The organism is Marinobacter sp. (genome assembly GCF_052091845.1).
Taxonomy (GTDB): domain Bacteria; phylum Pseudomonadota; class Gammaproteobacteria; order Pseudomonadales; family Oleiphilaceae; genus Marinobacter.
Window position 1 is genome coordinate 5,298 of record NZ_JBQDCO010000022.1, and the last position, 22,162, is coordinate 27,459.

Below are 22,162 nucleotides of genomic sequence, written 5' to 3' on the forward strand. Positions count from 1 at the left end.
CTCAGACAATGCTTGAAGTCGCGGATAACAGCGGTGCGCGTCAGGTGATGTGCATCAAGGTCCTGGGCGGTTCACACAGGCGTTATGCTGCTATCGGGGATATTATCAAGGTGACCGTTAAGGAAGCCATCCCCCGCGGTAAAGTGAAAAAAGGCCAGGTACTGAAGGCTGTAGTAGTGCGGACCCGCAAAGGTGTGCGTCGTCCCGATGGGTCGTTGATCCGTTTCGACGGTAATGCGGCTGTACTTCTGAACCCTCAGGACGCACCTATTGGTACCCGTATCTTCGGACCGGTTACCCGTGAACTGCGTAATGAAAAGTTCATGAAAATTATCTCACTGGCACCCGAAGTACTTTAAAGGACCAGAGGCCGGTTATGAAAAAGATCAAACGAGATGACGAAGTAATCGTCACTACGGGGAAAGACAAAGGCAAACGTGGTAAAGTCCTGAAGGTTCAGGACGACGGTCGGGTGATTGTTTCTGGCATCAATATGATGAAGAAGCACACCAAACCGAACCCGATGCTGGGCACCCAAGGTGGCATCGTCGAGAAAGAAGCACCTATTCAGGCTTCCAACGTGGCTATTTTTAATCCGCAGACCGGCAAAGCCGATCGTGTCGGCTTCCAGAACAAGGAAGACGGTTCAAAAGTGCGGATCTTCAAAGCTACGAAAGAAGCTGTCGATAACCAGTAAGCGGTGGTGGTTACGATGCTTAATATGAAAGAGCAGTACAGCAAGGAAGTGGTACCCGCCCTGCAGAAAGAGTTCAGCTACAAGAACATCATGCAGGTGCCGCGTATCGAAAAGATTACCCTGAATATGGGTGTCGGCGAAGCCGTTGGCGACAAAAAGCTGATTGAGAACGCAGTGGCGGATTTAGAACGCCTGGCGGGTCAAAAAGTGGTCGTTACCACGGCGCGTAAATCTGTAGCGGGCTTTAAAATCCGTGAAGGTTGGCCGATTGGTTGCAAAGTTACCCTGCGCGGTGAGCGCATGTGGGATTTCTTTGATCGCCTGGTTCACATTGCGGTTCCCCGCATTCGTGACTTTCGTGGTCTGAATCCCAAGTCCTTTGATGGGCGCGGTAACTACAGCATGGGTGTGCGTGAGCAGATTATCTTCCCTGAGATCGAATACGACAAAGTCGACAAGATCCGTGGGCTGGATATCACCATTACCACCAGTGCCGATACCGACGATGAAGGTCGTGAGCTTTTAAAAGCTTTCGGTTTTCCGTTCAAGAAATAAAGGAACGAGTGTAATGGCTAAGGTTTCCATGAAAAACCGTGAGTTGAAGCGCGAGAAAGTTGTTGCGAAGTATGCAGCGAAGCGTGCAGAACTCAAGGCGATTATCAAAAACCCGAATACCAGCGATGATGACCGTTGGGATGCGCAGATGAAGCTACAGCAGCTTCCTCGCGATGCGTCTCCTTCGCGTCTTCGTAATCGTTGCCAGGTGACTGGTCGTCCCCATGGCGTTCTTCGCAAGTTCGAACTTTCACGGATTAAACTTCGTGAGTACGGCATGCGCGGTGACGTTCCGGGCCTGACTAAAGCAAGCTGGTAAGATAGGCCGCCTGACCAAGGTCAGGTGCCTGTTGGTAAGCGGTGCGGCAAGCCGCTGCACAACTAAAAAGATCAGGAGCCTCATACCAATGAGTATGCAAGATACGCTTGCGGATATGGTAACCCGTATACGCAACGCCCAGATGGCATCTAAAACAGACGTTACGATGCCGTCTTCAAAGATGAAGATCTCAGTAGCCCAGGTCCTGAAGGACGAAGGCTATGTTGGGGAGTTTTCCGTTTCAGCCGACGTAAAGCCCGAGCTGACGATCAACCTCAAATACTTCGGTGGCAAGCCGGTTATTGAGCAGATCAAGCGGGTTAGCCGTCCAAGTCTGCGCCAATATAAAGGTGCTGGGGAACTGCCGAAAGTATCCGGTGGTTTGGGAGTCGCGATTGTTTCTACGTCCAAGGGCGTAATGACAGACCGCGCCGCACGAGCTGCTGGCGTGGGTGGCGAAGTCATCTGCACCGTATTCTAGGAGAATCACATGTCCAGGGTTGCCAATAATCCTGTCGTGCTGCCTTCCGGTGTTGAGGTTAAGCTGAACGGACAGGAAATTAGTGTTAAGGGCTCCAAAGGAGCGCTTGAGTTTTCAATTCATCAGGCGGTGGAAGTAAAGCAGGACGAAAACGTTCTTCGCTTTACTGCCCGTGATGGTGCCCAACAGTCCCGCGCTCTTGCCGGCACAACCCGCGCGCTGGTCGGTAACATGGTGACCGGCGTATCCGCAGGCTTCGAGCGCAAGCTCCAGCTGATCGGTGTAGGTTATCGGGCCCAGGCGCAAGGTAAGAAGCTCAATCTCACGCTGGGTTTTTCTCACCCGGTCGAGTATGAGCTGCCCGAGGGGATTACCGCAGAAACTCCGTCAAATACGGAAGTTGTCATTCGCGGTATCGACAAGCAACAGGTTGGCCACGTCGCTGCGGAAATCCGCGCGTTCCGTCCACCCGAGCCTTATAAAGGCAAAGGTGTACGTTATGCGGATGAGCAGGTAAGACGCAAAGAAGCCAAGAAGAAATAAGGCGGGACTATGAGCGCGAATAACGAAAGATTGCGTCGCGCACGCAAAGTGCGCATGAAGATCCGTGAACTGGGTACGACACGCTTGTGCGTTCACCGCACCCCGCGTCATATGTACGCCCAGGTTACGACAGCAGATGGCAGCCAGGTAATTGCCACTGCCTCCACGTTGGATAAGGAATTGCGCCAGGGTGCAACCGGTAACGTGGACGCCGCTAAAAAGGTTGGGCAGCTAATCGCTGAACGTGCCAAGGCGGCAGGTGTTGAGCAGGTCGCTTTCGACCGCTCCGGTTACCGTTATCATGGTCGCGTACAGGCTTTGGCCGATGCAGCCCGCGAAGCTGGCTTGCAATTCTAAGAGGTGGAGAAAATGAGCGTTAACGATCAAAAAGCGCCTGAGCTCCAGGAAAAGCTGGTTCAGGTGAATCGCGTCGCCAAGGTGGTTAAAGGTGGTCGCGTATTCGCGTTCACTGCACTGAGCGTTGTAGGTGACGGCAAGGGACGCGTTGGCTTCGGTCGCGGCAAAGCACGTGAAGTGCCTGTTGCTATCCAGAAGTCGATGGAAGCTGCACGTAAGAACATGGTTGATGTGCCTCTCGACGGTACAACCCTGCAGTATGCTGTTAAAGCCCAGCACGGTGGCTCCAAGGTATATATGCAGCCCGCTTCTGAAGGTACAGGCATCATCGCCGGTGGCGCGATGCGTGCGGTACTCGAGGTCGCCGGTGTTCAGAACGTACTGTCGAAGTGTTACGGGTCTACCAACCCGGTAAACGTGGTGCGTTCCACCATCAAGGGTCTTCAGGCTACTCAAGCACCTGAAGATATTGCAGCCAAGCGCGGTAAATCCGTCGAAGAGATTCTGGGTTGAAGTCATGGCGAACGCAAAAATGATCAAAGTAACTCTGACCCGCAGCCCGATCGGCTGCCAGCCTAAGCACAAGCTTTGTGTAAAGGGCTTGGGTCTTCGTAAAATCGGTCATACCGTGGAGGTGGAAGATACGCCTTCTATGCGCGGCATGATCAACCGGGTGAACTACCTGGTTCGGGTAGAGGAGAACTAAGATGCGTCTGAACGAACTTAGTCCAGAGCTCGGTTCACGTCCTGCAGCCAAGCGCGTTGGTCGTGGTATCGGTAGCGGCATCGGTAAAACCGGTGGTCGCGGTCACAAGGGTCTGAAATCCCGTTCCGGTGGCAGTGTTGCCCCTGGTTTCGAGGGTGGTCAGCAGCCTTTGGCTCGTCGTTTGCCGAAATTCGGCTTCACATCGCGCCAGCAGCGTTATGTGGCTGAAATTCGTCTGAATGAACTGGCGAAGGTTGAAGGTGATACCGTGGATCTTGCGGCACTTAAAAAGGCCGATATCGTCCGCGAGGAAATTCGCGAAGCCAAGGTTATTCTGTCGGGCGAGATCGATCGTGCAGTAACCGTGAAAGGACTTCGGGTAACCAAAGGCGCGCGCGAGGCAATTTCTGCCGCGGGTGGCAAAGTCGAAGACTAAGGCGAGTCGAGGACTAAATGGCCAAGAACGCATCATTGCCTGCGGGCGCGGGAAAAGGACTGGCAGAGCTGCGATCGCGGCTCTGGTTTGTCTTCCTGGCATTGCTGGTGTACCGAATTGGTGCCCACATTCCGGTGCCGGGCATTAACCCAGATCGTCTGGCAGCACTGTTCGAGCAAAATCAGGGCACGATCCTGAGTATGTTCAACATGTTTTCAGGTGGTGCGCTTGAGCGCATGAGTATCTTAGCACTCGGTATCATGCCGTATATCTCTGCCTCGATTATCATGCAGCTCATGACTGCGGTCAGTCCGCAGCTTGAGCAGTTGAAAAAAGAGGGTGAGGCTGGGCGTCGAAAGATAAGCCAGTACACTCGGTATGGTACGGTTGTCCTGGCCCTTGTTCAGGGTTTTGGTATTTCTGTTGGCCTGGCTTCTCAGGGCGTTACCTTCAACGATAGTTTCAGCTTCCACTTTGTGGCGGTTGTTTCCTTTGTGAGTGGTGCGGTCTTCATGATGTGGCTGGGCGAACAGATTACTGAGCGAGGTGTCGGCAACGGCATCTCCCTGCTGATTTTCGCAGGTATTGTCGCCGGGCTTCCCGGCGCAATTGGTCAGACTCTGGAGCAGGCCCGTAACGGTGAAATGAGCCTGTTGCTTGTTCTGGGTATTGGCATTCTTGCGGTTGCGATAGTTGGCTTCGTGGTGTTCATGGAGCGTGGTCAGCGTAGGCTCACCATTAATTATGCAAAGCGACAGCAAGGGCGCCGTGTGTTTGCCCAGCAGTCCAGCCACTTACCTTTGAAGGTAAATATGGCCGGTGTGATTCCGCCCATATTTGCGTCTTCCATACTGCTTTTCCCGGCATCACTCGGGCAGTGGTTTGGCCAGGGTGAGGGTATGGAGTGGCTCAGTGACGTTTCCCAGGCACTGGCTCCAAGTCAGCCGTTGTACATAATTCTGTTCGCTGCGGCAGTGATATTTTTCTGCTTCTTCTATACAGCGCTTATGTACAACCCGAAGGAAGTTGCGGATAACCTCAAGCGCTCTGGCGCCTTTATTCCGGGCATTCGTCCGGGCGATCAGACCGCCAAGTATATCGACGGTGTTCTGACTCGCTTGACCCTGTTCGGTGCAATGTACATTGCAGCGGTCTCCCTGTTTCCTCAGTTTCTGATGGTTGCCGGGAATGTGCCTTTCTATTTGGGTGGCACATCACTGCTGATTGTTGTAGTCGTGGTGATGGATTTCATGGCCCAGGTTCAGTCGCACCTGATGTCACATCAGTATGAGTCACTGATGAAGAAGTCCAATCTCAAGGGCTATAGTCGGAACGGTTAACCCCGTTCCCCTTGAAAACTGGAGTCGACAATGAAAGTACGCGCTTCGGTAAAGAAAATTTGCCGTAACTGCAAAGTAATTCGTCGCAATGGCTCGGTACGAGTCATTTGCTCGGAGCCTCGCCATAAGCAGCGTCAAGGCTGATTCCTAAGGGAAGCATCTTGCACTGCCATAAGGGGTAAGAATACTAGCGCTTGACTCAGTAGCGGGTCAGGCGCTATTATTTCGCGCCCGTATTTAGTGGCGGAAAATTCACACAGCATAGCTTTGAACGCGGAGTAATTTGGATGGCACGTATAGCCGGTGTCAATATACCCGATCACAAACATGCTGTTATCTCGCTGACCTACCTTTTCGGTGTTGGTAAGACGACAGCTCAGAAGCTTTGCGATGCAACCGGCGTTAAGCCGGACGTCAAGGTTAAAGACCTTTCAGACGAGCAGCTTGAATCACTTCGTACTGAAGTGGGTAAGGCGATCGTTGAAGGCGATCTGCGTCGTGAAGTACAGATGAACATTAAGCGTTTGAAGGATCTCGGATGTCACCGTGGTCTGCGCCACCGTCACGGGCTTCCAGTCCGCGGCCAGCGCACAAAGACCAACGCGCGCACCCGTAAAGGTCCACGCAAACCTATTCGCAGGTAACAGGTAGGCAAACATGGCAAAGCCAGGTACACGTACCCGTAAAAAGGTGAAAAAGACCGTTGTTGATGGCGTCGCGCACGTTCACGCGTCCTTCAACAACACTATCGTGACCATTTCTGACCGTCAGGGCAACGTCCTGTCTTGGGCTACCTCTGGTGGTTCCGGTTTCCGTGGGTCACGCAAGAGTACACCTTTTGCTGCGCAGGTAGCAGCTGAAAGAGCCGGTAACGCGGCTGCTGAATACGGCCTTAAAAACCTGGACGTAGAGGTTAAGGGTCCCGGGCCCGGACGTGAGTCTGCAGTTCGCGCTCTTAATGGGTGTGGCTACAAGATCACTAACATCACAGATGTGACGCCGATTCCCCATAACGGTTGTCGTCCGCCCAAAAAGCGCCGCGTCTAACACAGGAGACAGTGAAATATGGCTCGTTATATAGGCCCGAAGTGCAAGCTGTCTCGTCGTGAAGGGACAGACCTCTTTCTGAAGAGCGGTGTTCGCGCACTGGATTCAAAGTGCAACATCGAGACTCCGCCAGGTATGCATGGCGCGCGTCGCAGTCGTCTGTCCGAGTACGGCGTACAGCTTCGTGAAAAACAGAAAGTCCGTCGTATTTACGGCGTTCTTGAAAAGCAGTTCCGCAACTACTACAAAGAGGCGGCTCGCCTGAAAGGTGCAACCGGTGAAAACCTGCTGCAACTTCTCGAGACGCGTCTTGACAACGTTGTATATCGCATGGGATTCGGTTCTACCCGTGCAGAGTCCCGTCAGCTCGTCTCTCACAAGGCGATCCTGGTTAACGACAAAGTAGTGAATATTGCTTCCTACAAAGTTAAGCCGGGTGACGTTGTGGGTGTACGTGAAAAGGCCAGAAACCAGTTGCGTGTTAAAGGCGCTCTGGACCTGTCTGCAAGCCGTGCACCGGTGAGCTGGGTAGAGGTCGACGCCACCAAGATGTCCGGCGTTTACAAATCAGTGCCTGAGCGGACTGAATTGCCGGCCGACATCAATGAGAACCTCATCGTCGAGCTTTACTCCAAGTAAAGCCTGATTTGCAACGTAAGTAGCAACGATAGCAGATAGGGGCGTCTATGCAGCGTTCAGTTCAAGAGTTATTGACACCTCGTACGATTGATGTAAAGGAATCGAGCGAAGTGCGTGCCAAGGTAACGCTTGAGCCCTTGGAAAGGGGCTTTGGCCACACTCTGGGTAGCGCGTTGCGCCGTATTCTTTTGTCTTCGATGCCGGGTTGCGCCGTAACTGAAGTGCAGATTGATGGTGTTTTGCACGAATACAGCGCCATTGAGGGTGTCCAGGAAGACGTCATTGAGATTCTTCTGAATCTTAAGGGCGTTGCGGTCAAGATGAACGGTCGGGATGACACTGAGCTCACGCTCACCAAGAAAGGCCCGGGCGTAGTGACAGCCGGTGATATCAAGCTGGATCATGACGTTGAGATTTCCAATCCGGACCATGTGATCTGTCACCTGAGTGAGAACGGTGAAGTGAACATGCGCCTGCGCATTGGACGCGGTCGCGGCTATGAGCCAGCGGACCAGCGCGGTCTCGAGGAAGATGAAACCCGCGCCATCGGACGTCTGCAACTGGATGCAACCTTCAGCCCGGTTCGCCGTGTAGCCTATTCCGTGGAAAGCGCGCGAGTAGAGCAGCGTACCGACCTGGACAAGCTGGTTATTGATTTGGAGACAAACGGCACAATTGATCCGGAAGAAGCAATTCGCCGGGCAGCCACCATTCTCCAGCAGCAACTGGCAGTATTTGTCGATTTCGATCATGAGAAAGAGCCTGAGCGTGTAGAGGAAGAGGAGGAAATCGATCCTATTCTGCTGCGCCCGGTGGATGATCTGGAATTGACAGTGCGTTCAGCTAACTGCTTGAAGGCTGAAAACATTTACTACATCGGCGATCTTATCCAGCGCACAGAAGTTGAGCTGTTGAAGACGCCTAACCTTGGTAAGAAGTCGCTCACTGAGATCAAGGACGTTTTGGCGTCCCGCGGTTTATCTCTTGGTATGCGCCTTGATAACTGGCCACCGGCTAGCCTTCGTGGCGACGACCGGGTGTTGGGCGGTTGATTGCCGATTAGTTTAAGGTAAGGAATCAGAGCAATGCGTCATCGTAAGAGTGGTCGTAAGTTTGGTAGGACCAGTGCGCATCGCAAGGCCATGTTTCGTAACATGACTGCGTCACTGGTTGGTCATGAGCTGATCAAGACAACGCTACCGAGGGCGAAGGAACTTCGCCGCGTAGCCGAGCCTTTGATTACGCTCGCCAAAAAAGATTCGGTTGCGAATCGTCGTCTGGCGTTTTCCCGCCTGCGCGACGAAGCAGCGGTTGCCAAGCTGTTTGATGAGCTTGGCCCCCGTTACAGCGAGCGCCCGGGTGGTTACCTTCGTCTTCTGAAGTGTGGCTTCCGTGCAGGCGACAATGCGCCTATGGCCTTTGTTGAGCTTGTGGGTCGTCCGTTGGACATCGAAGCTGAAGAAGTAGACGAAGACGGCAAGTAATATTGCTGTTGAGTTGAAAAAACCGGAGCCGGAAACGGCTCCGGTTTTTTTGTGCCGGTTAACCCTGCAGTATAGGCTTTAAGTACCGACCTGTGTGCGAGGCCGGGTTTCTGGCTATATCCTCTGGCGTGCCCTCGGCAATAATGTAGCCACCGCCCGAACCGCCCTCCGGGCCTAGGTCGATGACCCAGTCTGCGGTCTTGATGACATCCAGGTTGTGCTCAATCACGACCACGGTGTTGCCGTGATCTCTCAGGCGCTGAAGCACGTTCAGCAGTTGCTGGATATCGTAAAAATGCAGCCCGGTAGTGGGCTCATCAAGGATATACAAGGTTTGCCCGGTGTCTCGCTTGGATAGCTCCTTGGCAAGCTTTACCCTCTGCGCTTCGCCGCCAGACAGAGTGACGGCGCTCTGGCCAAGGCGGATGTATGAAAGCCCCACATCGATCAGTGTTTGCAGTTTTCTGGCGAGAAACGGCACAGCGTCAAAAAATTCTCGACCTTCCTCCACAGTCATGCCCAGCACTTCATTGATGTTCTTTCCTTTGTAGCGCACCTCGAGGGTTTCCCTGTTATAGCGCTTGGCTTTACACACATCGCAGGGAACGTACACGTCTGGCAAAAAGTGCATTTCCACCTTGATCATACCATCGCCCTGGCATGCTTCGCACCTGCCGCCCTTGACGTTGAAAGAGAAACGGCCGGGCTTGTATCCTCGCGAACGTGCTTCCTGAGTGCCCGCAAACAACTCCCTGATTGGCGTGAATAAACCAGTATAGGTCGCTGGATTGGAGCGAGGGGTTCGACCGATTGGGCTTTGATCTATGTCGATGACTTTATCGAGCTGATCGAGGCCTTTCAGTGCGGCGTGGGGGGAGGCGGTCAGACTGGTGGCTTTGTTGAGTTTGGCCGCAGCTACGGGGTACAGGGTGCTGTTTATCAGAGTGGATTTTCCGGAGCCGGAAACGCCGGTGATGCAGGTCATGATCCCCAGGGGTAATGTCAGGGTCACATCTTGCAGGTTGTTGCCCGTGGCGCCGGTGAGGGTTATGTTCTGACCTTTCCCCTGGTTTCTTGTGTTCGGGATAGCTATTTCTTTGACACCACTGAGATATTGACCTGTTAGCGAGTTCGGGTTTTGAAGAATCTGGTCAGGAGTGCCCTGGGCAATGATTTCGCCGCCGTGGACGCCGGCTCCAGGGCCTATATCAATCACGTGATCAGCTGCCCGAATTGCGTCTTCGTCGTGCTCAACGACGATGACCGTATTGCCCAAATCGCGCAAATGGGTAAGGGTGCTCAGCAAGCGGTCGTTATCCCGTTGATGAAGGCCAATGGAGGGTTCGTCCAGAATATACATAACCCCCACAAGGCCCGCACCTATCTGGCTGGCCAGCCGTATTCTCTGCGCTTCACCGCCGGATAGCGTGTCGGCGCTGCGCTCAAGAGTTAGATACTCCAATCCTACATTGACCAGAAATTGCAGCCGTTGCCGCACTTCCTTGGTGATTTTTTCAGCGATCTCACCTTTTCGCCCGGGCAGTTCCAGCGTATCGAAATAGCTATATGCCTCACCGATGGGAAGATTGGTCAGTTCCGGCAGGTTGTGCTTATCGATGAACACGTGGCGGGCGCTGCGTCTCAGGCGCGAGCCATGGCACTCCTTGCAGGCTTGGGTGCTGAGATTACGCGCCAGTTCTTCGCGCATACTCTGGGATTCTGTTTCCCGGTAACGACGCTCCAGGTTAGGAATAATGCCCTCGAAGGAGTGGGACCGTTCCATAATATGGCCGCGGGAGTTGACGTAGTTAAACGTTATTTTTTCCGTGCCGGAACCGAAAAGAAGCGTGGTTCGAAATTCCTCCGGCAGGTCTTCCCAAGGGGTTTCCAGATCAATGTTGTAGTGCTCGGCTACGCTGCCAAGTAGCTGGAAATAATATACCGCGCGGCGATCCCAGCCTTTTATGGCTCCGGCGGCCAGAGTGGCTTCCGGGTGCTGTATGATTTTGTCTGAATCGAAAAACTGCTTTACTCCCAGGCCGTCGCAGGTAGGGCAGGCGCCGGCGGGGCTGTTAAAGGAGAAAAGCTTTGGCTCCAGTTCGCTCAGAGCATAGCCGCATTGCGTACACGCGTATTTTGCGGAAAAGGTGTGCTCCTCACCGTCGCTCGCGGTATCCCCCTCCATTGGTGCGACCAGTGCGATGCCGTCAGCAAGACCCAGGGCGGTCTCGAAACTTTCGGCAAGCCGTTGCTCCTGGCCAGGTTTTGCCTTGAAGCGATCAACCACAACGTCTATCTGATGTTTGCGCTTCTTGTCGAGCGCCGGTATGTCGTCTATGTCGTAAACTGTGCCGTCCACCCTTAGCCGGATAAAGCCCTGGCTGCGCATGGTCTCAATGATCTGCAGGTGTTCACCTTTTCGGTCCCGAATAACCGGCGCCAGGATCATCAACTTGCTGTCTTCGGGCATTGCGAGCACTTGGTCGACCATTTGGCTTACCGTTTGTGCCGACAACGGCAGATCGTGGTCCGGGCATCGAGGCTCGCCCGCTCGCGCAAACAGGAGTCGCAGGTAATCGTAGATTTCGGTGATGGTGCCAACTGTCGAGCGCGGGTTGTGGGATGTGGATTTCTGCTCAATAGATATCGCAGGAGACAGACCCTCAATGTGATCAATGTCGGGCTTTTCCATCATGGAAAGGAACTGGCGGGCATAGGTGGATAACGATTCCACATAGCGCCTCTGACCTTCAGCATAGAGCGTATCAAATGCCAGGGAGGATTTACCGGAACCGGACAGGCCGGTTATGACAATCAGCTTGTCCCTAGGGATATCCAGGTCGATGTTCTTAAGGTTGTGGGTCCGTGCCCCTTTGATCTGGATATGGTCCATAACACCTCGCTTGGGAAAAAAACGTAAATTATACCGTGTTACGCCGGCTGCGGCGAAAGTGTAGATAAAGTTGTAGCTGTGCCCCGCTGGATGACCTTCTGTTACAATGCGCCGCCCGCGGAAAATATGCTCTTTCGCCCGGCGACACTTTCACACCCGGCAAAGGAGCCAACGACCATGAATACCCTGGAAAAACGCTCCGTCTTTGCGTTGGCATCGGTCTATGCCATGCGCATGCTCGGGCTTTTTATGGTGATGCCGGTATTCGTGCTGCTGGGCGATGGGCTCGAAGGTGCAACCCCGGCACTGCTCGGCTTCGCTATTGGCGCCTACGGGCTAAGCCAGGCTCTGCTACAAATACCCTTCGGTTTGCTCTCAGACCGGGTTGGTCGCAAGCGCATGATTTATATTGGCCTGGTCCTTTTTGCTGCGGGTAGCATACTGGCTGGCTCCGCAGAGTCTATATACGTGGTGATTGCCGGTCGGATCCTTCAGGGGGCAGGGGCGATCGCGAGTGTGCTTATGGCACTGCTTAGTGATTTGACCCGAGAGGAAGAGCGTACCAAGGCTATGGCAACGGTGGGCATCTCCATAGGTCTTTCATTCTCCGTGTCGTTGGTGCTGGGGCCGCTGCTGGGTTCTATATGGGGACTGTCCGGAATTTTTTATGCCACCGCCATACTGGCTATGTTCGCGTTGCTCGTTGTCAGCCGTGTTGTGCCTACGCCGCACCACAAAAAAACCAGCGCCGACACCCATCCAGCGAAAGACATGCTAGGGCGAGTGTTGTCTGACAAACGTCTGTTGCGGCTGGATTTCGGAATTTTTGCCCTGCATCTGGTGCTGACGTCGCTCTTTTTGGTGTTCCCTTCTGTGCTGCAGGATCAGTTGGGGCTGGCGAGTAGCTCACACTGGTGGTTTTATCTGAGTGTGATGGTCACCTCGTTTTTTGCCATGGTGCCGTTTATTATTGTTGGCGAGAAAAAGCGCAGAATGAAGCCGGTACTGTGCGGTGCGATTGCGCTGCTCACGTTGGCTGCAGCGGCGCTGTCTGGCGTATCGGGCAGCCTGGTTTTTGCCTGGGTTGTGCTGTTTTTCTTTTTTATGGCCTTTAATCTGCTTGAAGCCAGTCTGCCATCTCTGATCAGTAAGGAAGCGCCGGCTGCAAGCAAGGGAACGGCCATGGGTGTGTATTCTACCTCCCAGTTCATGGGCGCATTTCTGGGCGGGGCCCTGGGTGGCTTCTTGCTGCAGCAAGTGGGAATTGCAGGTGTTGTGTGGTTTATGGTGACTGTTCTCGGGCTTTGGCTGTTGATAGCCTTAACTATGCCAGCGCCAGGCTACACCTCGGGTTTCGTGGTACAGTTGCGGGATATGGTCGGTGTTCAGTACGGCGATGTGGATGGCAGCCTGCGCCGTTTGCCGGGTGTGCAGGATGTGGTCATTGTTGAAAACGCTGCCACCGCCTATCTCAAGGTGGATCGACAGCACTTTGATGAGGCGTTACTCGCGGATTTTCCGTTTGTCCGGCAGAGTAGCAGTTCTTGAAATCCGGAGGTTTGCAGGGAATGCAGGCGTCCATGAAAACAGAATCGGGAGCAGAACATGGCAAGAGGCGTAAACAAAGTTATTCTTATCGGGAATCTCGGGCAAGATCCGGATACCCGTTACACTCCCAACGGCAATGCCGTAGTTAACCTGAATATTGCTACCGACGAGAGTTATAAAGATCGCCAGACGGGCCAGTTGGTTCCTAAAACGGAATGGCACCGGATCGTTATGTTCGGCAAGATTGCCGAGATAGCGGGGCAGTACCTGCGTAAGGGATCCAAGGTTTATATTGAGGGCAAGCTACAAACCCGTAAGTGGCAGAACAAAGAAGGCCAAGATGTTTACACGACGGAAGTTGTGGTGGACATTAATGGCCAGATGCAAATGCTTGACAGTCGCGGCGACGGCGGCGGCGCCAGCCAGGGTGCACCTGCAGGGCGGCCGCAACAGCAGACTGCGCCGGCAGCTCAACCCCGGAACAACCCGCCGTCTCAGCCTTCCGGGGGCTATAATCAGGGTCAGCCAGCGCAGGGCGGCAGCATGCCCGAGCCGGTTGACGACTTTGATGACGATATACCGTTTTAGAATCTGATTTATGTAAACTGTAACGTTTATTCGTTACGTTTATCTCAAAAGCCCCACTGATGCGGGGCTTTTGTGTGTGGAAGCGTGTCGCCCGCAGTTGGCCCTATTGCGTAATGTCTATGCCCAGCTCATTAATCTTGCGTGTCAGTGTGTTCCGCCCCCAGCCAAGCAAAATCGATGCGTCCCGGCGGCGTCCTGCCGTATGTTTGAGGGCAGCCTCGATCATGATTTTTTCAAACTCCGGCATGGTTGACTCGAGAATTGCCTTTTCTCCTCTTTTAAGCGCCTGATCTGCCCAGCTTCTCAGTCCTTCTTGCCAGGTGGATCCCAGAGCGGGGGTGTCGCTTTCATTGCGGCGTAACTCCGGGGGCAAGTCTTCAATATGAATCTCTCTGCCACTTGCCATCACGGTGAGCCATCGACAGGTGTTTTCAAGCTGCCGCACATTGCCGGGCCAGGGCAGGGTGTTGAGGTAGTTCTCAGCCTCTGGTCGCAGGTTTTTGGGCTCAACTGCCAGTTCTCCCGCAGCCTTATTGAGAAAGTGCTGCATCAGTCGGGGTATATCCTCGCGGCGCTCGGAGAGCTTTGGCAGGTGCACGCGGATGACGTTCAGCCGGTGGAAGAGATCCTCCCTGAACAAGCCGGATTGAACAAGATTCTCCAGATTCTGATGGGTGGCCGCGATGATGCGCACGTCCACAGTTATAGGGGTGGTGCCGCCAACCCGGTAAAATTCGCCATCAGCCAGAACACGCAGTAGCCGGGTTTGAGTAGCTTCAGGCATGTCGCCAATCTCATCAAGAAACAGGGTGCCATCGTTGGCTTGCTCAAAGCGGCCTTGGCGCACTGCACTTGCACCAGTAAAGGCGCCTTTTTCGTGGCCAAAAAGTTCCGACTCGATAAGGTCTTTGGGAATCGCCGCCATATTCAGGGCAATAAACGGCTTCTTGGCCCGGGGGCTGTGATTATGAAGTGCCTGAGCCACTAGCTCCTTGCCGGTGCCGCTGTCGCCGTTGATCAGTACGGTAATGTTGGAGTGTGAAAGTCGGCCGATAGCGCGAAAGACCTCCTGCATGGCGGGGGCTTCGCCGATTATGTCAGTGCTGTGCAGAAGAGGTTCTGCTTCCGGTTGATAGGTCGACCGCTTTTCACGGCTGTGGGCGACGGCCCGTTTAACCAGGGTGACAGCGTCGTCTACGTCAAAAGGCTTCGGCAGATACTCGAAAGCACCGGCCTGATAACTGGTTACAGCGCTTTCCAGATCAGAGTGCGCGGTCATGATTATGACCGGAACATCCGGGTAGGTCTCAACTATCTGTGACAGCAGTGTGATGCCGTCTACACCAGGCATGCGGATATCGCTGATGATAGCCTCCGGGTGTTCATGCTCTAACCGTTCCATGATGTGTTCGCCGCTTTCGAAGGCGGTAGGTAGCATGTTCGCCTGGGTCAGGGCACGGTCCAGCACCCAGCGTATGCTGCGGTCGTCGTCAATAATCCAGATTTTGGCGGGCTTTTCGCTCATGGCGTGCACTCCAGGGGCAGTAAAATGATGAAGGTGGTTTTGCCAGGCTCACTCTCACACTCAACCAGTCCGCTGTGCTGGCCTACGATGCTCTGGGTGATAGATAGGCCGAGCCCGTTACCGTTAGCACGGCCGCTGACCATAGGGTAGAAAATGTTCTGACGCAGTTCCGGGGAGATGCCGGGGCCGTTGTCGATGATGTCTATCCGGCATCCAAGCCGGTGGCGTTTGGGGCCGATAGTGACCTGCCGCATTGCACGTGTGCGAAACGTTATACTGGGCATTTCTGCCTGTTTGCTGTTGCTCGTCCGGTGTTCAAAAGCTGCCTCCATGGCATTGCGTGCAATATTCAAAAAAGCCTGAATTAACAGCGACTTGTCGCCAAAAAGTTCTGGCAGGCTGGGGTCGTAGTCGCGCTTGAACAGCACCTGGTCTTTACTCTCTGCCTCCAGCAGGGTGCGTACCCGCTCAAGGATTTCATGAATGTTGGTGAGCGCCGGTTTAGGTGCCTTGTTGGGGCCCAGCATACGATCTACCAAATCGCGCAGGCGATCCGCTTCTTCAATAATAACTCGCGTGTATTCCCGTTGGTCGGCGCTGCCCAGTTCACGATCAAGCAGTTGAGCCGCACCTCGAATGCCGCCGAGTGGATTTTTAATTTCGTGGGCCATGCCGCGTACCAGGGTTCGCGTGGTTTCCTGCTGGGCGATAAGATCTTCTTCCCGGCTTATCCGTAGCAGGTGATCCCTGGGTTGCATTTCAATCAACAGTGTCGCCGGGTGCTGCTCAAGGAGAGAGACAGAATAATCCACGGTTCTGCGTGAACCGCTAATAAGCAAAAACTCGGATTCGCGGCGCGTATAAGGCTGCCCGGTTTCAGCGGCTTTACGTAAAGTTTTGAGGGCGCCGTCAGAGTCCAGCAGTATGTCGTTGAGCGCCAGGCCGGTACTGCGTGCCATACTGGTTTCAAACAGGCTTTCGGCCGCCGGGTTCAGGTAGCGGATGGCCAGATCTTCCCCCAGCACAGCAACGGCTGTGGCGAGATTATCCAGCATATTTTTGTATGTGCCTGCCTGGGCCGATGTGAACGCCATGGGTATTTCCTGTTGGTTGTCACAGGATTGAGCAAAAACCGAACCAGCCTTGGTGCGTTGGCTGTCTGTCGGCAGGATGGGCTGCAAACGTTCGGGCAACAAGCGTGCCCTTAAGGTTCTGCTGCGGAGCGGGCAGCGTGAGACAACCGGACAGCCCAGGCTTTTTTAGCCCTTGCTGTCCGTATTGTTGCACTTTTGTGGTGCGAGCGCACTAATTTGGTGCGTCGGTGGGAGGTGTCAGTTCTGGGTTGACGGGCGGTGAACGGTAAAGCGAACAGGGCTGCCGGTTTTAATTTGCACGCCATTGCTGTCGACAATATGAATACCGGCTTCGTGGGTGCCGCGATAAACGTTGTTAACTGTGACTGTGCCCGACGTACTCTGGCCTACCGGTTGGCCGTCGAGAGTTACCTCGTATTTATGGCCCGATTCAAGCCCGGGGGTGCTGCGCATTTCAAAGCGCACATCGCCACTGCCACTATGGAATGCCTGCTCATCCTCAGGGTGGGTAAACGAGACGCTTTCATAGACTGACCCTTCCCGTTTAACGTCTTCGCGAAGCTTGTCGGTTTCCCTGACATTTTTCGGCTTGGGGAGAGTAACAGTGGTAACAGGCTTTACCTTTACCGTTTCTGCGCCTTTGGATGGCTCGTCAGAGAAGGTTACATTGCCCTGTGCATCCACATTGCGGTAGACCTCGGCGGTAACCGGCCCTGCGATCAGGAGTAATAGCCCTGCGGTGATTCCAAGCCTTGGGTTCATAAGTAAAACCTGCAGTAATGTTTAATGTAATTATCAATGGCCGGGCAGGCCTTTTCAATGTGGCAGAGTAGAGATGATGGTTACATATCGTTAACGGCGCATAAAAAAGCCCCGCTCGACGGGAGTGGGGCTTCTGGTATTGCCAAGGCGGCTTTTAGCAGGAGTAGTAAAGTTCGAACTCTACCGGGTGGGTGGTCATGTTGATCTGCTCAACCTCGCCACGTTTCAAGTCGATGTAGCCCTGGATCATGTCCTCGGTGAACACCCCGCCGCGGGTCAGGAACTCGTGATCTTCTGCCAGGCAGTCCAGAGCTTCTTGCAGGGTTTCGGCTACCTTTGGAATGCTCAGGGCTTCTTCTTTTGGCAGATCGTACAAGTCCTTGTCCATGGCATCGCCAGGGTGAATCTTGTTCTGGATGCCATCAAGACCCGCCATCATCAGCGCTGCGAATGCCAGGTACGGGTTGGCAGCGGCATCCGGGAAACGTACTTCAACACGGCGAGCCTTGGGGCTGGTTACGTATGGGATGCGAATGGATGCAGAACGGTTACGGGCAGAATATGCCAGCATCACCGGAGCTTCGTAGCCCGGAACCAGGCGTTTGTAGCTGTTAGTGGCCGGGTTGGTAAAGGCGTTAATGGCTTTTGAGTGTTTGATAATGCCACCAATATAAAACAGGGCCATTTCGCTCAGGCCAGCATAGCTGTCGCCGGAAAACAGGTTCTTGCCATCTTTGTTGAGGCTCATGTGTACGTGCATGCCAGAGCCGTTGTCCCCGACAACCGGCTTGGGCATGAAGGTGGCGGTTTTTCCGTAGGCGTGAGCCACATTGTGTACGCAGTATTTGAGAATCTGTACCTCGTCGGCCTTTTTGGTTAGCGGGTTGGGGCCAACACCAATTTCACACTGGCCGGCGGTACCTACTTCGTGGTGGTGCACTTCAATGTCCAGCCCCATGGACTCCATAGCGGCGCACATGGCTCCCCGCAGGTCGTGCAGGCTGTCTACCGGTGGTACCGGGAAATAACCGCCTTTAACGCCCGGGCGGTGGCCAATGTTGTTACGGTTAAAGTCGTCTCCGGAAACCCAGGCGGCCTCTTCAGAATAGAGCTCATACATAGAGCCCTGCATGTCTGTTTTCCATTTTACGGAGTCGAACACAAAGAATTCAGGCTCCGGGCCAAACAATGCGCCATCTGCGATGCCTGTGGATTTCAAATACTCCTCAGCCCGGCGCGCCACAGAGCGGGGGTCCCGCTCGTAACCTTGCATGGTAGAAGGCTCGACAATGTCGCAGGTGATATTAATGGTGCTTTCTTCGGTGAACGGATCAAGCACAGAGCTGCTGTCATCGGGCATCAAAATCATGTCGGATTCGTTGATGCCTTTCCAGCCAGAGATAGAGGAGCCGTCAAACATCTTGCCTTCAGTGAAAAAATCCTCATCTACCACGGTGGCAGGCAGAGTCACGTGCTGCTCTTTACCTCTGCTATCGGTGAAGCGCAGGTCAACCCATCTGACCTCGTGCTCTTTGATCAAATCAACTGTCTTGGACATTGTGCGTGCTCCTTAAGTAGTCCCGCGCCGCGGGTGCATTCGTGATCTGTGATCCGGGTGATTCCTGGAGGCCGAATTCCGGTCTGTTATACAGGTCTGCGCAGCTTAGCAAAAGCCGGTGATCCTTACCTTCATATTTCGGCTGCATAAGTGGCTAGAAGCCTGATGTGTATATCAAAGCAAGGTGCTTGCCAGTTTTGGTTGCCGGCTTTGTGGCGGGCAGGCATCTGGCGGGGCAAAGGGGGCTGTCGCAGGCTTGCCGGGAAGATTGGCAAAAGAATGCAGCTGTGAAAGTGGGAAAATGCACCAAGTTGGTGCGCTGTTGTCAGATGGCTTCCAATGTCGCGTTAAAGTGGTGCGTTGGGACTGGCCGGCGAAAATTGTTTAAGAAATAGACGGTCTTCCTCGTATAAACGGTGCTGGGTTTTCGATATACTGCGCGCCGCTTCATTTTTCTCCTCATGCGTCCGGGTTATCGATCTGGTTGGCGCATGTGAGGCTCCGGGCCGCCAGGCTCTGGTGGATGAGTTCATTTTACAGAGTTGAGATGGCGTTGTCGGTGTTGGCCTTTAACCCGCTGTCTCAGGTCATTGAGTGCATTTCGCAGGAATAATTTTGTGATTGAAAAACTTCGTAATATCGCCATTATCGCCCACGTTGACCATGGTAAAACCACGCTTGTAGACAAGCTGTTACGTCTATCTGGCACGCTGGATCGCAAAGAGCTCGAGAACGAGCGCGTTATGGACTCCAACGATCAGGAAAAAGAGCGGGGCATTACCATTCTTGCCAAAAATACCGCTCTTAAATGGAACGGATACGATATTAATATCGTAGACACCCCAGGCCACGCAGATTTTGGCGGCGAAGTAGAGCGGGTCATGAGCATGGTCGATTGCGTGCTGCTGGTGGTTGATTCCATCGACGGCCCCATGCCACAGACCCGGTTTGTAACCCAGAAAGCCTTTGCGGCAGGGTTGCGCCCCATTGTGGTCGTGAACAAAATTGACCGCCCGGGTGCTCGCCCGGATTGGGTTGTGGAACAGGTTTTTGATCTGTTTGACAGCCTTGGTGCCACCGACGACCAGCTGGATTTCCCGATTGTTTACGCCAGTGCTCTTAACGGCGTTGCTGGCCTTGAGCACGAGGAACTTGACGACAACATGGATGCTGTATTCCAGGCCATCGTTGATCACGTACCTGCGCCTTCCGTGGACCCTGAAGGCCCCTTCCAGATGCAGATTTCCCAGCTCGATTACAGCAGCTTTCTTGGGGTAATTGGCATTGGTCGCATCGCCCGCGGCAAAGTGAAAACCAACTCGCCAGTGGTTGCCATTGGCGCCGACGGTAAAAAACGCCAGGGTCGGATTCTCAAGATCATGGGGCATTCCGGTTTACAGCGTGTAGAAGTCGATGAAGCCCAGGCTGGTGATATTATTTGTGTCAGTGGCCTGGATAGACTGTTTATCTCGGATACCCTTTGCGATATGAACAATGTGGAGGCTTTGCCTGCCCTAACGGTAGACGAGCCCACAGTATCCATGACCTTCCAGGTTAATGATTCACCGTTCTGTGGTAAGGAAGGCAAGTTCATAACCAGCCGGAACATTAAAGAGCGCCTGGAAAAAGAGCTGCTGCACAACGTAGCTCTGCGGGTTGAAGACGGCGAAACCATGGACAAGTTTAAAGTGTCTGGCCGTGGTGAACTGCACCTGTCGGTTCTGATCGAAAACATGCGCCGTGAAAACTTCGAGCTGGCGGTGGGTCGCCCTGAAGTGGTTATCAGAGAAGTGGACGGCGAAAAGCAGGAGCCCTACGAAAACGTCATTGTCGACATTGAAGAGCAGCATCAAGGCCCTCTGATGGAGCAAATGGGGTTGCGTAAAGGCGAGCTTACCAACATGGTTCCGGATGGCAAAGGCCGTATGCGGCTTGAGTACACGATTCCTGCCCGTGGTTTGATTGGCTTCCGTAACAGCTTCCTGACCATGACATCTGGCACAGGTATTCTTACCTCAACCTTTAGTCATTACGGGCCCATCAAGGGAGGTGACGTAACCAGTCGTCAGAACGGCGTGCTGATCTCCATGGCAACGGGTACAGCCTTGACCTACTCTTTGGAAACACTCCAGAGCCGCGGCAAGCTTTTCCTCGACCCGGGTCAGGAAGTCTACGAAGGGCAACTTTGTGGTATTCACAGCCGTGACAGCGACCTCGTGATCAACCCCACCAAGGGCAAAAAGCTCGATAACATGCGTGCGTCCGGTAAGGATGAAGTCATTGCGCTGGTGCCGCCCATCAAGTTCACCCTTGAGCAAGCGCTGGAATTTATCGACGACGAGGAGCTGGTGGAAGTAACACCCAAGTCTATTCGTCTGCGTAAGAAGCACCTTACTGAAAACGATCGCAAGCGCGCGAACAAGAAGTAAGGTTCCCGCTTGAAATGAGGCCGGCGCTGGTGACAGCCCCGGCCTTTTTTGGGTTTGGATTTTCTCTGAAGACGACTCCCCCCTTTGGCAACTCCGCTACAATGTTATACAACCTTACCCGAACTGCGGAGTAGCCCATGCTCACCTTGTATCCAGAAATTAAGCCCTACGCTACACACAGGTTGGCGGTGGAAGATCCCCACGAACTGTATGTGGAAGAAAGCGGCAACCCGGAAGGCATACCGGTTTTGTTCGTACATGGCGGGCCTGGTGGAGGATGTGAGGGGTATCATCGCCGCTTCTTCGATGCCGAGCGTTTTCGAATCATTTTGATGGATCAGCGTGGAGCCGGCCGCTCAACACCTCTGGCTGAGTTATCGGGCAACAGCACCGACAAGTTGATTGGCGACATGGAAACCATTCGTTTATTTCTGGGCGTTGATCGCTGGCTGTTATTCGGTGGCAGTTGGGGTTCGACGCTTAGCTTGGCTTACGCTCAAGCGCATACCGAACGGGTGCTGGGCCTTGTGCTTAGGGGCATTTTTCTGTGTCGTTCGCGGGATATTTCCTGGTTTTACCAGGATGGCGCAAGCCGAATTTTTCCGGATTATTGGCAAGACTTTGAGGCGCAGATTCCCGAGGGTGAGCGTGGCGAGATGGTAAGCGCGTACTATCGCAAGCTGACCAGTAGCAACGACCTGGAGCAGATTCAGGCAGCAAAAGCCTGGTCCATTTGGGAAGGGCGCTGTGCAACGTTGCAACCGAATCCGCGGGTGGTAGAGCATTTTGGCCACCCACACGTCGCAATTGCGCTGGCGCGAATTGAGTGCCATTACTTCATGAACGCCGCGTTTCTTGAGGATAATCAAATCGTGAGAGATGCCCATAGGCTTCGCGACATACCCAGCATTATTGTGCATGGTCGTTACGATATGGTGTGTCCGTTGGATAATGCCCTGGCACTCAGCCGGGCTTGGCCAGAAGCGGACTTACGGATTATTCGCGACGCCGGGCATTCGGCGTCTGAGCCCGCCATTGTAGATGCGCTCATACGAGGCGTTGAGGAAGTTGTTGCAAAAGCTGAAAAAAACGCCAGCTAACACAAGCTACCAAGGGAGGGTTGCTAGAAGTTGCCCGCATGGATACACTCTTGCCTGATTT

At 53.9% G+C, this 22,162-nt stretch carries 26 protein-coding genes; 21 read left to right on the forward strand and 5 right to left on the reverse strand.

The genetic code is table 11. The annotated features are described in order from the left end of the window. The 17 genes from rplN to rplQ form a co-directional block, all read left to right on the forward strand. A partial coding sequence (rplN, locus tag ACTHYN_RS08845) for a 50S ribosomal protein L14 (protein ID WP_441812087.1) occupies positions 1–359 on the forward strand: 359 nt, incomplete at its 5' end. A gap of 17 nt (positions 360–376) precedes the next feature. Then, complete coding sequence (gene rplX / locus ACTHYN_RS08850) at positions 377–697, forward strand: 50S ribosomal protein L24 (RefSeq protein ID WP_441812088.1); 321 nt, start codon at positions 377–379, stop codon at positions 695–697. Positions 698–712: 15 nt separating this feature from the next. Beyond that, positions 713–1,252, forward strand: a complete 540-nt coding sequence (gene rplE / locus ACTHYN_RS08855; protein WP_441807040.1) for a 50S ribosomal protein L5 — start codon at positions 713–715, stop codon at positions 1,250–1,252. A 13-nt stretch (positions 1,253–1,265) separates the two neighbouring features. After that, complete coding sequence (rpsN, locus tag ACTHYN_RS08860) at positions 1,266–1,571, forward strand: 30S ribosomal protein S14 (RefSeq protein WP_441812089.1); 306 nt, start codon at positions 1,266–1,268, stop codon at positions 1,569–1,571. 88 nt (positions 1,572–1,659) lie between these two features. Continuing rightward, on the forward strand, positions 1,660–2,052 hold the full coding sequence (rpsH, locus tag ACTHYN_RS08865) for a 30S ribosomal protein S8 (protein WP_441812090.1): 393 nt from the start codon (positions 1,660–1,662) through the stop codon (positions 2,050–2,052). A gap of 9 nt (positions 2,053–2,061) precedes the next feature. Beyond that, complete coding sequence (gene rplF / locus ACTHYN_RS08870; protein WP_441812091.1) at positions 2,062–2,595, forward strand: 50S ribosomal protein L6; 534 nt, start codon at positions 2,062–2,064, stop codon at positions 2,593–2,595. Positions 2,596–2,604: 9 nt separating this feature from the next. After that, a complete protein-coding gene (gene rplR, locus ACTHYN_RS08875) occupies positions 2,605–2,952 on the forward strand; it encodes a 50S ribosomal protein L18 (protein ID WP_096278067.1) in 348 nt (115 codons plus the stop codon). Between the two features lie 12 nt (positions 2,953–2,964). Further along, positions 2,965–3,465, forward strand: coding sequence for a 30S ribosomal protein S5 (gene rpsE, locus ACTHYN_RS08880; protein ID WP_441812092.1), 501 nt, complete (start codon positions 2,965–2,967; stop codon positions 3,463–3,465). 4 nt (positions 3,466–3,469) lie between these two features. Beyond that, the gene (gene rpmD, locus ACTHYN_RS08885) at positions 3,470–3,658 is read left to right on the forward strand and encodes a 50S ribosomal protein L30 (RefSeq protein ID WP_441812093.1); all 189 of its coding nucleotides are present in this window, start codon (positions 3,470–3,472) and stop codon (positions 3,656–3,658) included. A 1-nt stretch (position 3,659) separates the two neighbouring features. Beyond that, positions 3,660–4,094: a 50S ribosomal protein L15 gene (rplO, locus tag ACTHYN_RS08890; RefSeq protein ID WP_441812094.1), complete on the forward strand. Its 435-nt coding sequence runs from the start codon at positions 3,660–3,662 to the stop codon at positions 4,092–4,094. A gap of 17 nt (positions 4,095–4,111) precedes the next feature. Beyond that, the gene (gene secY / locus ACTHYN_RS08895) at positions 4,112–5,434 is read left to right on the forward strand and encodes a preprotein translocase subunit SecY (protein WP_441812095.1); all 1,323 of its coding nucleotides are present in this window, start codon (positions 4,112–4,114) and stop codon (positions 5,432–5,434) included. 30 nt (positions 5,435–5,464) lie between these two features. After that, positions 5,465–5,578, forward strand: coding sequence for a 50S ribosomal protein L36 (gene rpmJ, locus ACTHYN_RS08900; protein WP_008174902.1), 114 nt, complete (start codon positions 5,465–5,467; stop codon positions 5,576–5,578). A 143-nt stretch (positions 5,579–5,721) separates the two neighbouring features. Continuing rightward, positions 5,722–6,078: a 30S ribosomal protein S13 gene (gene rpsM, locus ACTHYN_RS08905; RefSeq protein WP_441812096.1), complete on the forward strand. Its 357-nt coding sequence runs from the start codon at positions 5,722–5,724 to the stop codon at positions 6,076–6,078. A 13-nt stretch (positions 6,079–6,091) separates the two neighbouring features. Continuing rightward, complete coding sequence (gene rpsK / locus ACTHYN_RS08910) at positions 6,092–6,481, forward strand: 30S ribosomal protein S11 (protein ID WP_071267319.1); 390 nt, start codon at positions 6,092–6,094, stop codon at positions 6,479–6,481. Positions 6,482–6,499: 18 nt separating this feature from the next. Beyond that, positions 6,500–7,120 carry a 30S ribosomal protein S4 gene (gene rpsD, locus ACTHYN_RS08915; protein WP_441812097.1) on the forward strand — a complete coding sequence of 207 codons (621 nt, stop codon included), beginning with the start codon at positions 6,500–6,502 and terminating at the stop codon, positions 7,118–7,120. Positions 7,121–7,167: 47 nt separating this feature from the next. After that, positions 7,168–8,172: a DNA-directed RNA polymerase subunit alpha gene (locus ACTHYN_RS08920; RefSeq protein WP_441812098.1), complete on the forward strand. Its 1,005-nt coding sequence runs from the start codon at positions 7,168–7,170 to the stop codon at positions 8,170–8,172. A gap of 33 nt (positions 8,173–8,205) precedes the next feature. Next, positions 8,206–8,604 (forward strand): 50S ribosomal protein L17, encoded by a 399-nt coding sequence (gene rplQ, locus ACTHYN_RS08925; RefSeq protein WP_441812099.1) that lies wholly within the window; start codon positions 8,206–8,208, stop codon positions 8,602–8,604. A gap of 58 nt (positions 8,605–8,662) precedes the next feature. Here rplQ and uvrA read toward each other — a convergent pair whose 3' ends face one another. Beyond that, positions 8,663–11,497 (reverse strand): excinuclease ABC subunit UvrA, encoded by a 2,835-nt coding sequence (gene uvrA / locus ACTHYN_RS08930; RefSeq protein ID WP_441812100.1) that lies wholly within the window; start codon positions 11,495–11,497, stop codon positions 8,663–8,665. A 177-nt stretch (positions 11,498–11,674) separates the two neighbouring features. Between uvrA and ACTHYN_RS08935 the strand changes: the two genes are divergently transcribed. After that, entirely contained in the window at positions 11,675–13,045 is a 1,371-nt protein-coding gene (locus ACTHYN_RS08935; RefSeq protein ID WP_441812101.1) for an MFS transporter, read from the forward strand. A 57-nt stretch (positions 13,046–13,102) separates the two neighbouring features. Next, positions 13,103–13,633: a single-stranded DNA-binding protein gene (gene ssb, locus ACTHYN_RS08940; protein ID WP_441812102.1), complete on the forward strand. Its 531-nt coding sequence runs from the start codon at positions 13,103–13,105 to the stop codon at positions 13,631–13,633. 103 nt (positions 13,634–13,736) lie between these two features. Here ssb and glnG read toward each other — a convergent pair whose 3' ends face one another. The 4 genes from glnG to glnA all read right to left on the reverse strand — a co-directional run bounded on the left by glnG (position 13,737) and on the right by glnA (position 18,572). Then, entirely contained in the window at positions 13,737–15,158 is a 1,422-nt protein-coding gene (gene glnG, locus ACTHYN_RS08945) for a nitrogen regulation protein NR(I) (protein WP_441812103.1), read from the reverse strand. Beyond that, positions 15,155–16,252: a nitrogen regulation protein NR(II) gene (gene glnL / locus ACTHYN_RS08950; RefSeq protein WP_441812104.1), complete on the reverse strand. Its 1,098-nt coding sequence runs from the start codon at positions 16,250–16,252 to the stop codon at positions 15,155–15,157. Before glnL ends, glnG begins: the two co-directional genes overlap by 4 nt. A gap of 237 nt (positions 16,253–16,489) precedes the next feature. Beyond that, complete coding sequence (locus ACTHYN_RS08955) at positions 16,490–17,014, reverse strand: DUF4124 domain-containing protein (RefSeq protein ID WP_441812105.1); 525 nt, start codon at positions 17,012–17,014, stop codon at positions 16,490–16,492. 154 nt (positions 17,015–17,168) lie between these two features. Continuing rightward, entirely contained in the window at positions 17,169–18,572 is a 1,404-nt protein-coding gene (glnA, locus tag ACTHYN_RS08960) for a glutamate--ammonia ligase (protein WP_441812106.1), read from the reverse strand. A 617-nt stretch (positions 18,573–19,189) separates the two neighbouring features. Between glnA and typA the strand changes: the two genes are divergently transcribed. Both typA and pip read left to right on the forward strand, forming a co-directional pair. After that, positions 19,190–21,001, forward strand: coding sequence for a translational GTPase TypA (gene typA / locus ACTHYN_RS08965; RefSeq protein WP_441812107.1), 1,812 nt, complete (start codon positions 19,190–19,192; stop codon positions 20,999–21,001). 137 nt (positions 21,002–21,138) lie between these two features. Further along, complete coding sequence (pip, locus tag ACTHYN_RS08970) at positions 21,139–22,101, forward strand: prolyl aminopeptidase (RefSeq protein WP_441812108.1); 963 nt, start codon at positions 21,139–21,141, stop codon at positions 22,099–22,101. Positions 22,102–22,162 lie beyond the last annotated feature (61 nt).

Excerpts from the sequence above, each read along its gene's own strand:
- rplX (WP_441812088.1), top strand. The coding sequence starts at position 377 with ATGAAAAAGATCAAACGAGATGACGAAGTAATCGTCACTACGGGGAAA.
- rplE (WP_441807040.1), top strand. The coding sequence starts at position 713 with ATGCTTAATATGAAAGAGCAGTACAGCAAGGAAGTGGTACCCGCCCTG.
- rpsN (WP_441812089.1), top strand. The coding sequence starts at position 1,266 with ATGGCTAAGGTTTCCATGAAAAACCGTGAGTTGAAGCGCGAGAAAGTT.
- rpsH (WP_441812090.1), top strand. The coding sequence starts at position 1,660 with ATGAGTATGCAAGATACGCTTGCGGATATGGTAACCCGTATACGCAAC.
- rplF (WP_441812091.1), top strand. The coding sequence starts at position 2,062 with ATGTCCAGGGTTGCCAATAATCCTGTCGTGCTGCCTTCCGGTGTTGAG.
- rplR (WP_096278067.1), top strand. The coding sequence starts at position 2,605 with ATGAGCGCGAATAACGAAAGATTGCGTCGCGCACGCAAAGTGCGCATG.
- rpsE (WP_441812092.1), top strand. The coding sequence starts at position 2,965 with ATGAGCGTTAACGATCAAAAAGCGCCTGAGCTCCAGGAAAAGCTGGTT.
- rpmD (WP_441812093.1), top strand. The coding sequence starts at position 3,470 with ATGGCGAACGCAAAAATGATCAAAGTAACTCTGACCCGCAGCCCGATC.
- rplO (WP_441812094.1), top strand. The coding sequence starts at position 3,660 with ATGCGTCTGAACGAACTTAGTCCAGAGCTCGGTTCACGTCCTGCAGCC.
- secY (WP_441812095.1), top strand. The coding sequence starts at position 4,112 with ATGGCCAAGAACGCATCATTGCCTGCGGGCGCGGGAAAAGGACTGGCA.
- rpmJ (WP_008174902.1), top strand. The coding sequence starts at position 5,465 with ATGAAAGTACGCGCTTCGGTAAAGAAAATTTGCCGTAACTGCAAAGTA.
- rpsM (WP_441812096.1), top strand. The coding sequence starts at position 5,722 with ATGGCACGTATAGCCGGTGTCAATATACCCGATCACAAACATGCTGTT.
- rpsK (WP_071267319.1), top strand. The coding sequence starts at position 6,092 with ATGGCAAAGCCAGGTACACGTACCCGTAAAAAGGTGAAAAAGACCGTT.
- rpsD (WP_441812097.1), top strand. The coding sequence starts at position 6,500 with ATGGCTCGTTATATAGGCCCGAAGTGCAAGCTGTCTCGTCGTGAAGGG.
- ACTHYN_RS08920 (WP_441812098.1), top strand. The coding sequence starts at position 7,168 with ATGCAGCGTTCAGTTCAAGAGTTATTGACACCTCGTACGATTGATGTA.
- rplQ (WP_441812099.1), top strand. The coding sequence starts at position 8,206 with ATGCGTCATCGTAAGAGTGGTCGTAAGTTTGGTAGGACCAGTGCGCAT.
- uvrA (WP_441812100.1), bottom strand. The coding sequence starts at position 11,497 with ATGGACCATATCCAGATCAAAGGGGCACGGACCCACAACCTTAAGAAC.
- ACTHYN_RS08935 (WP_441812101.1), top strand. The coding sequence starts at position 11,675 with ATGAATACCCTGGAAAAACGCTCCGTCTTTGCGTTGGCATCGGTCTAT.
- ssb (WP_441812102.1), top strand. The coding sequence starts at position 13,103 with ATGGCAAGAGGCGTAAACAAAGTTATTCTTATCGGGAATCTCGGGCAA.
- glnG (WP_441812103.1), bottom strand. The coding sequence starts at position 15,158 with ATGAGCGAAAAGCCCGCCAAAATCTGGATTATTGACGACGACCGCAGC.
- glnL (WP_441812104.1), bottom strand. The coding sequence starts at position 16,252 with ATGGCGTTCACATCGGCCCAGGCAGGCACATACAAAAATATGCTGGAT.
- ACTHYN_RS08955 (WP_441812105.1), bottom strand. The coding sequence starts at position 17,014 with ATGAACCCAAGGCTTGGAATCACCGCAGGGCTATTACTCCTGATCGCA.
- glnA (WP_441812106.1), bottom strand. The coding sequence starts at position 18,572 with ATGTCCAAGACAGTTGATTTGATCAAAGAGCACGAGGTCAGATGGGTT.
- pip (WP_441812108.1), top strand. The coding sequence starts at position 21,139 with ATGCTCACCTTGTATCCAGAAATTAAGCCCTACGCTACACACAGGTTG.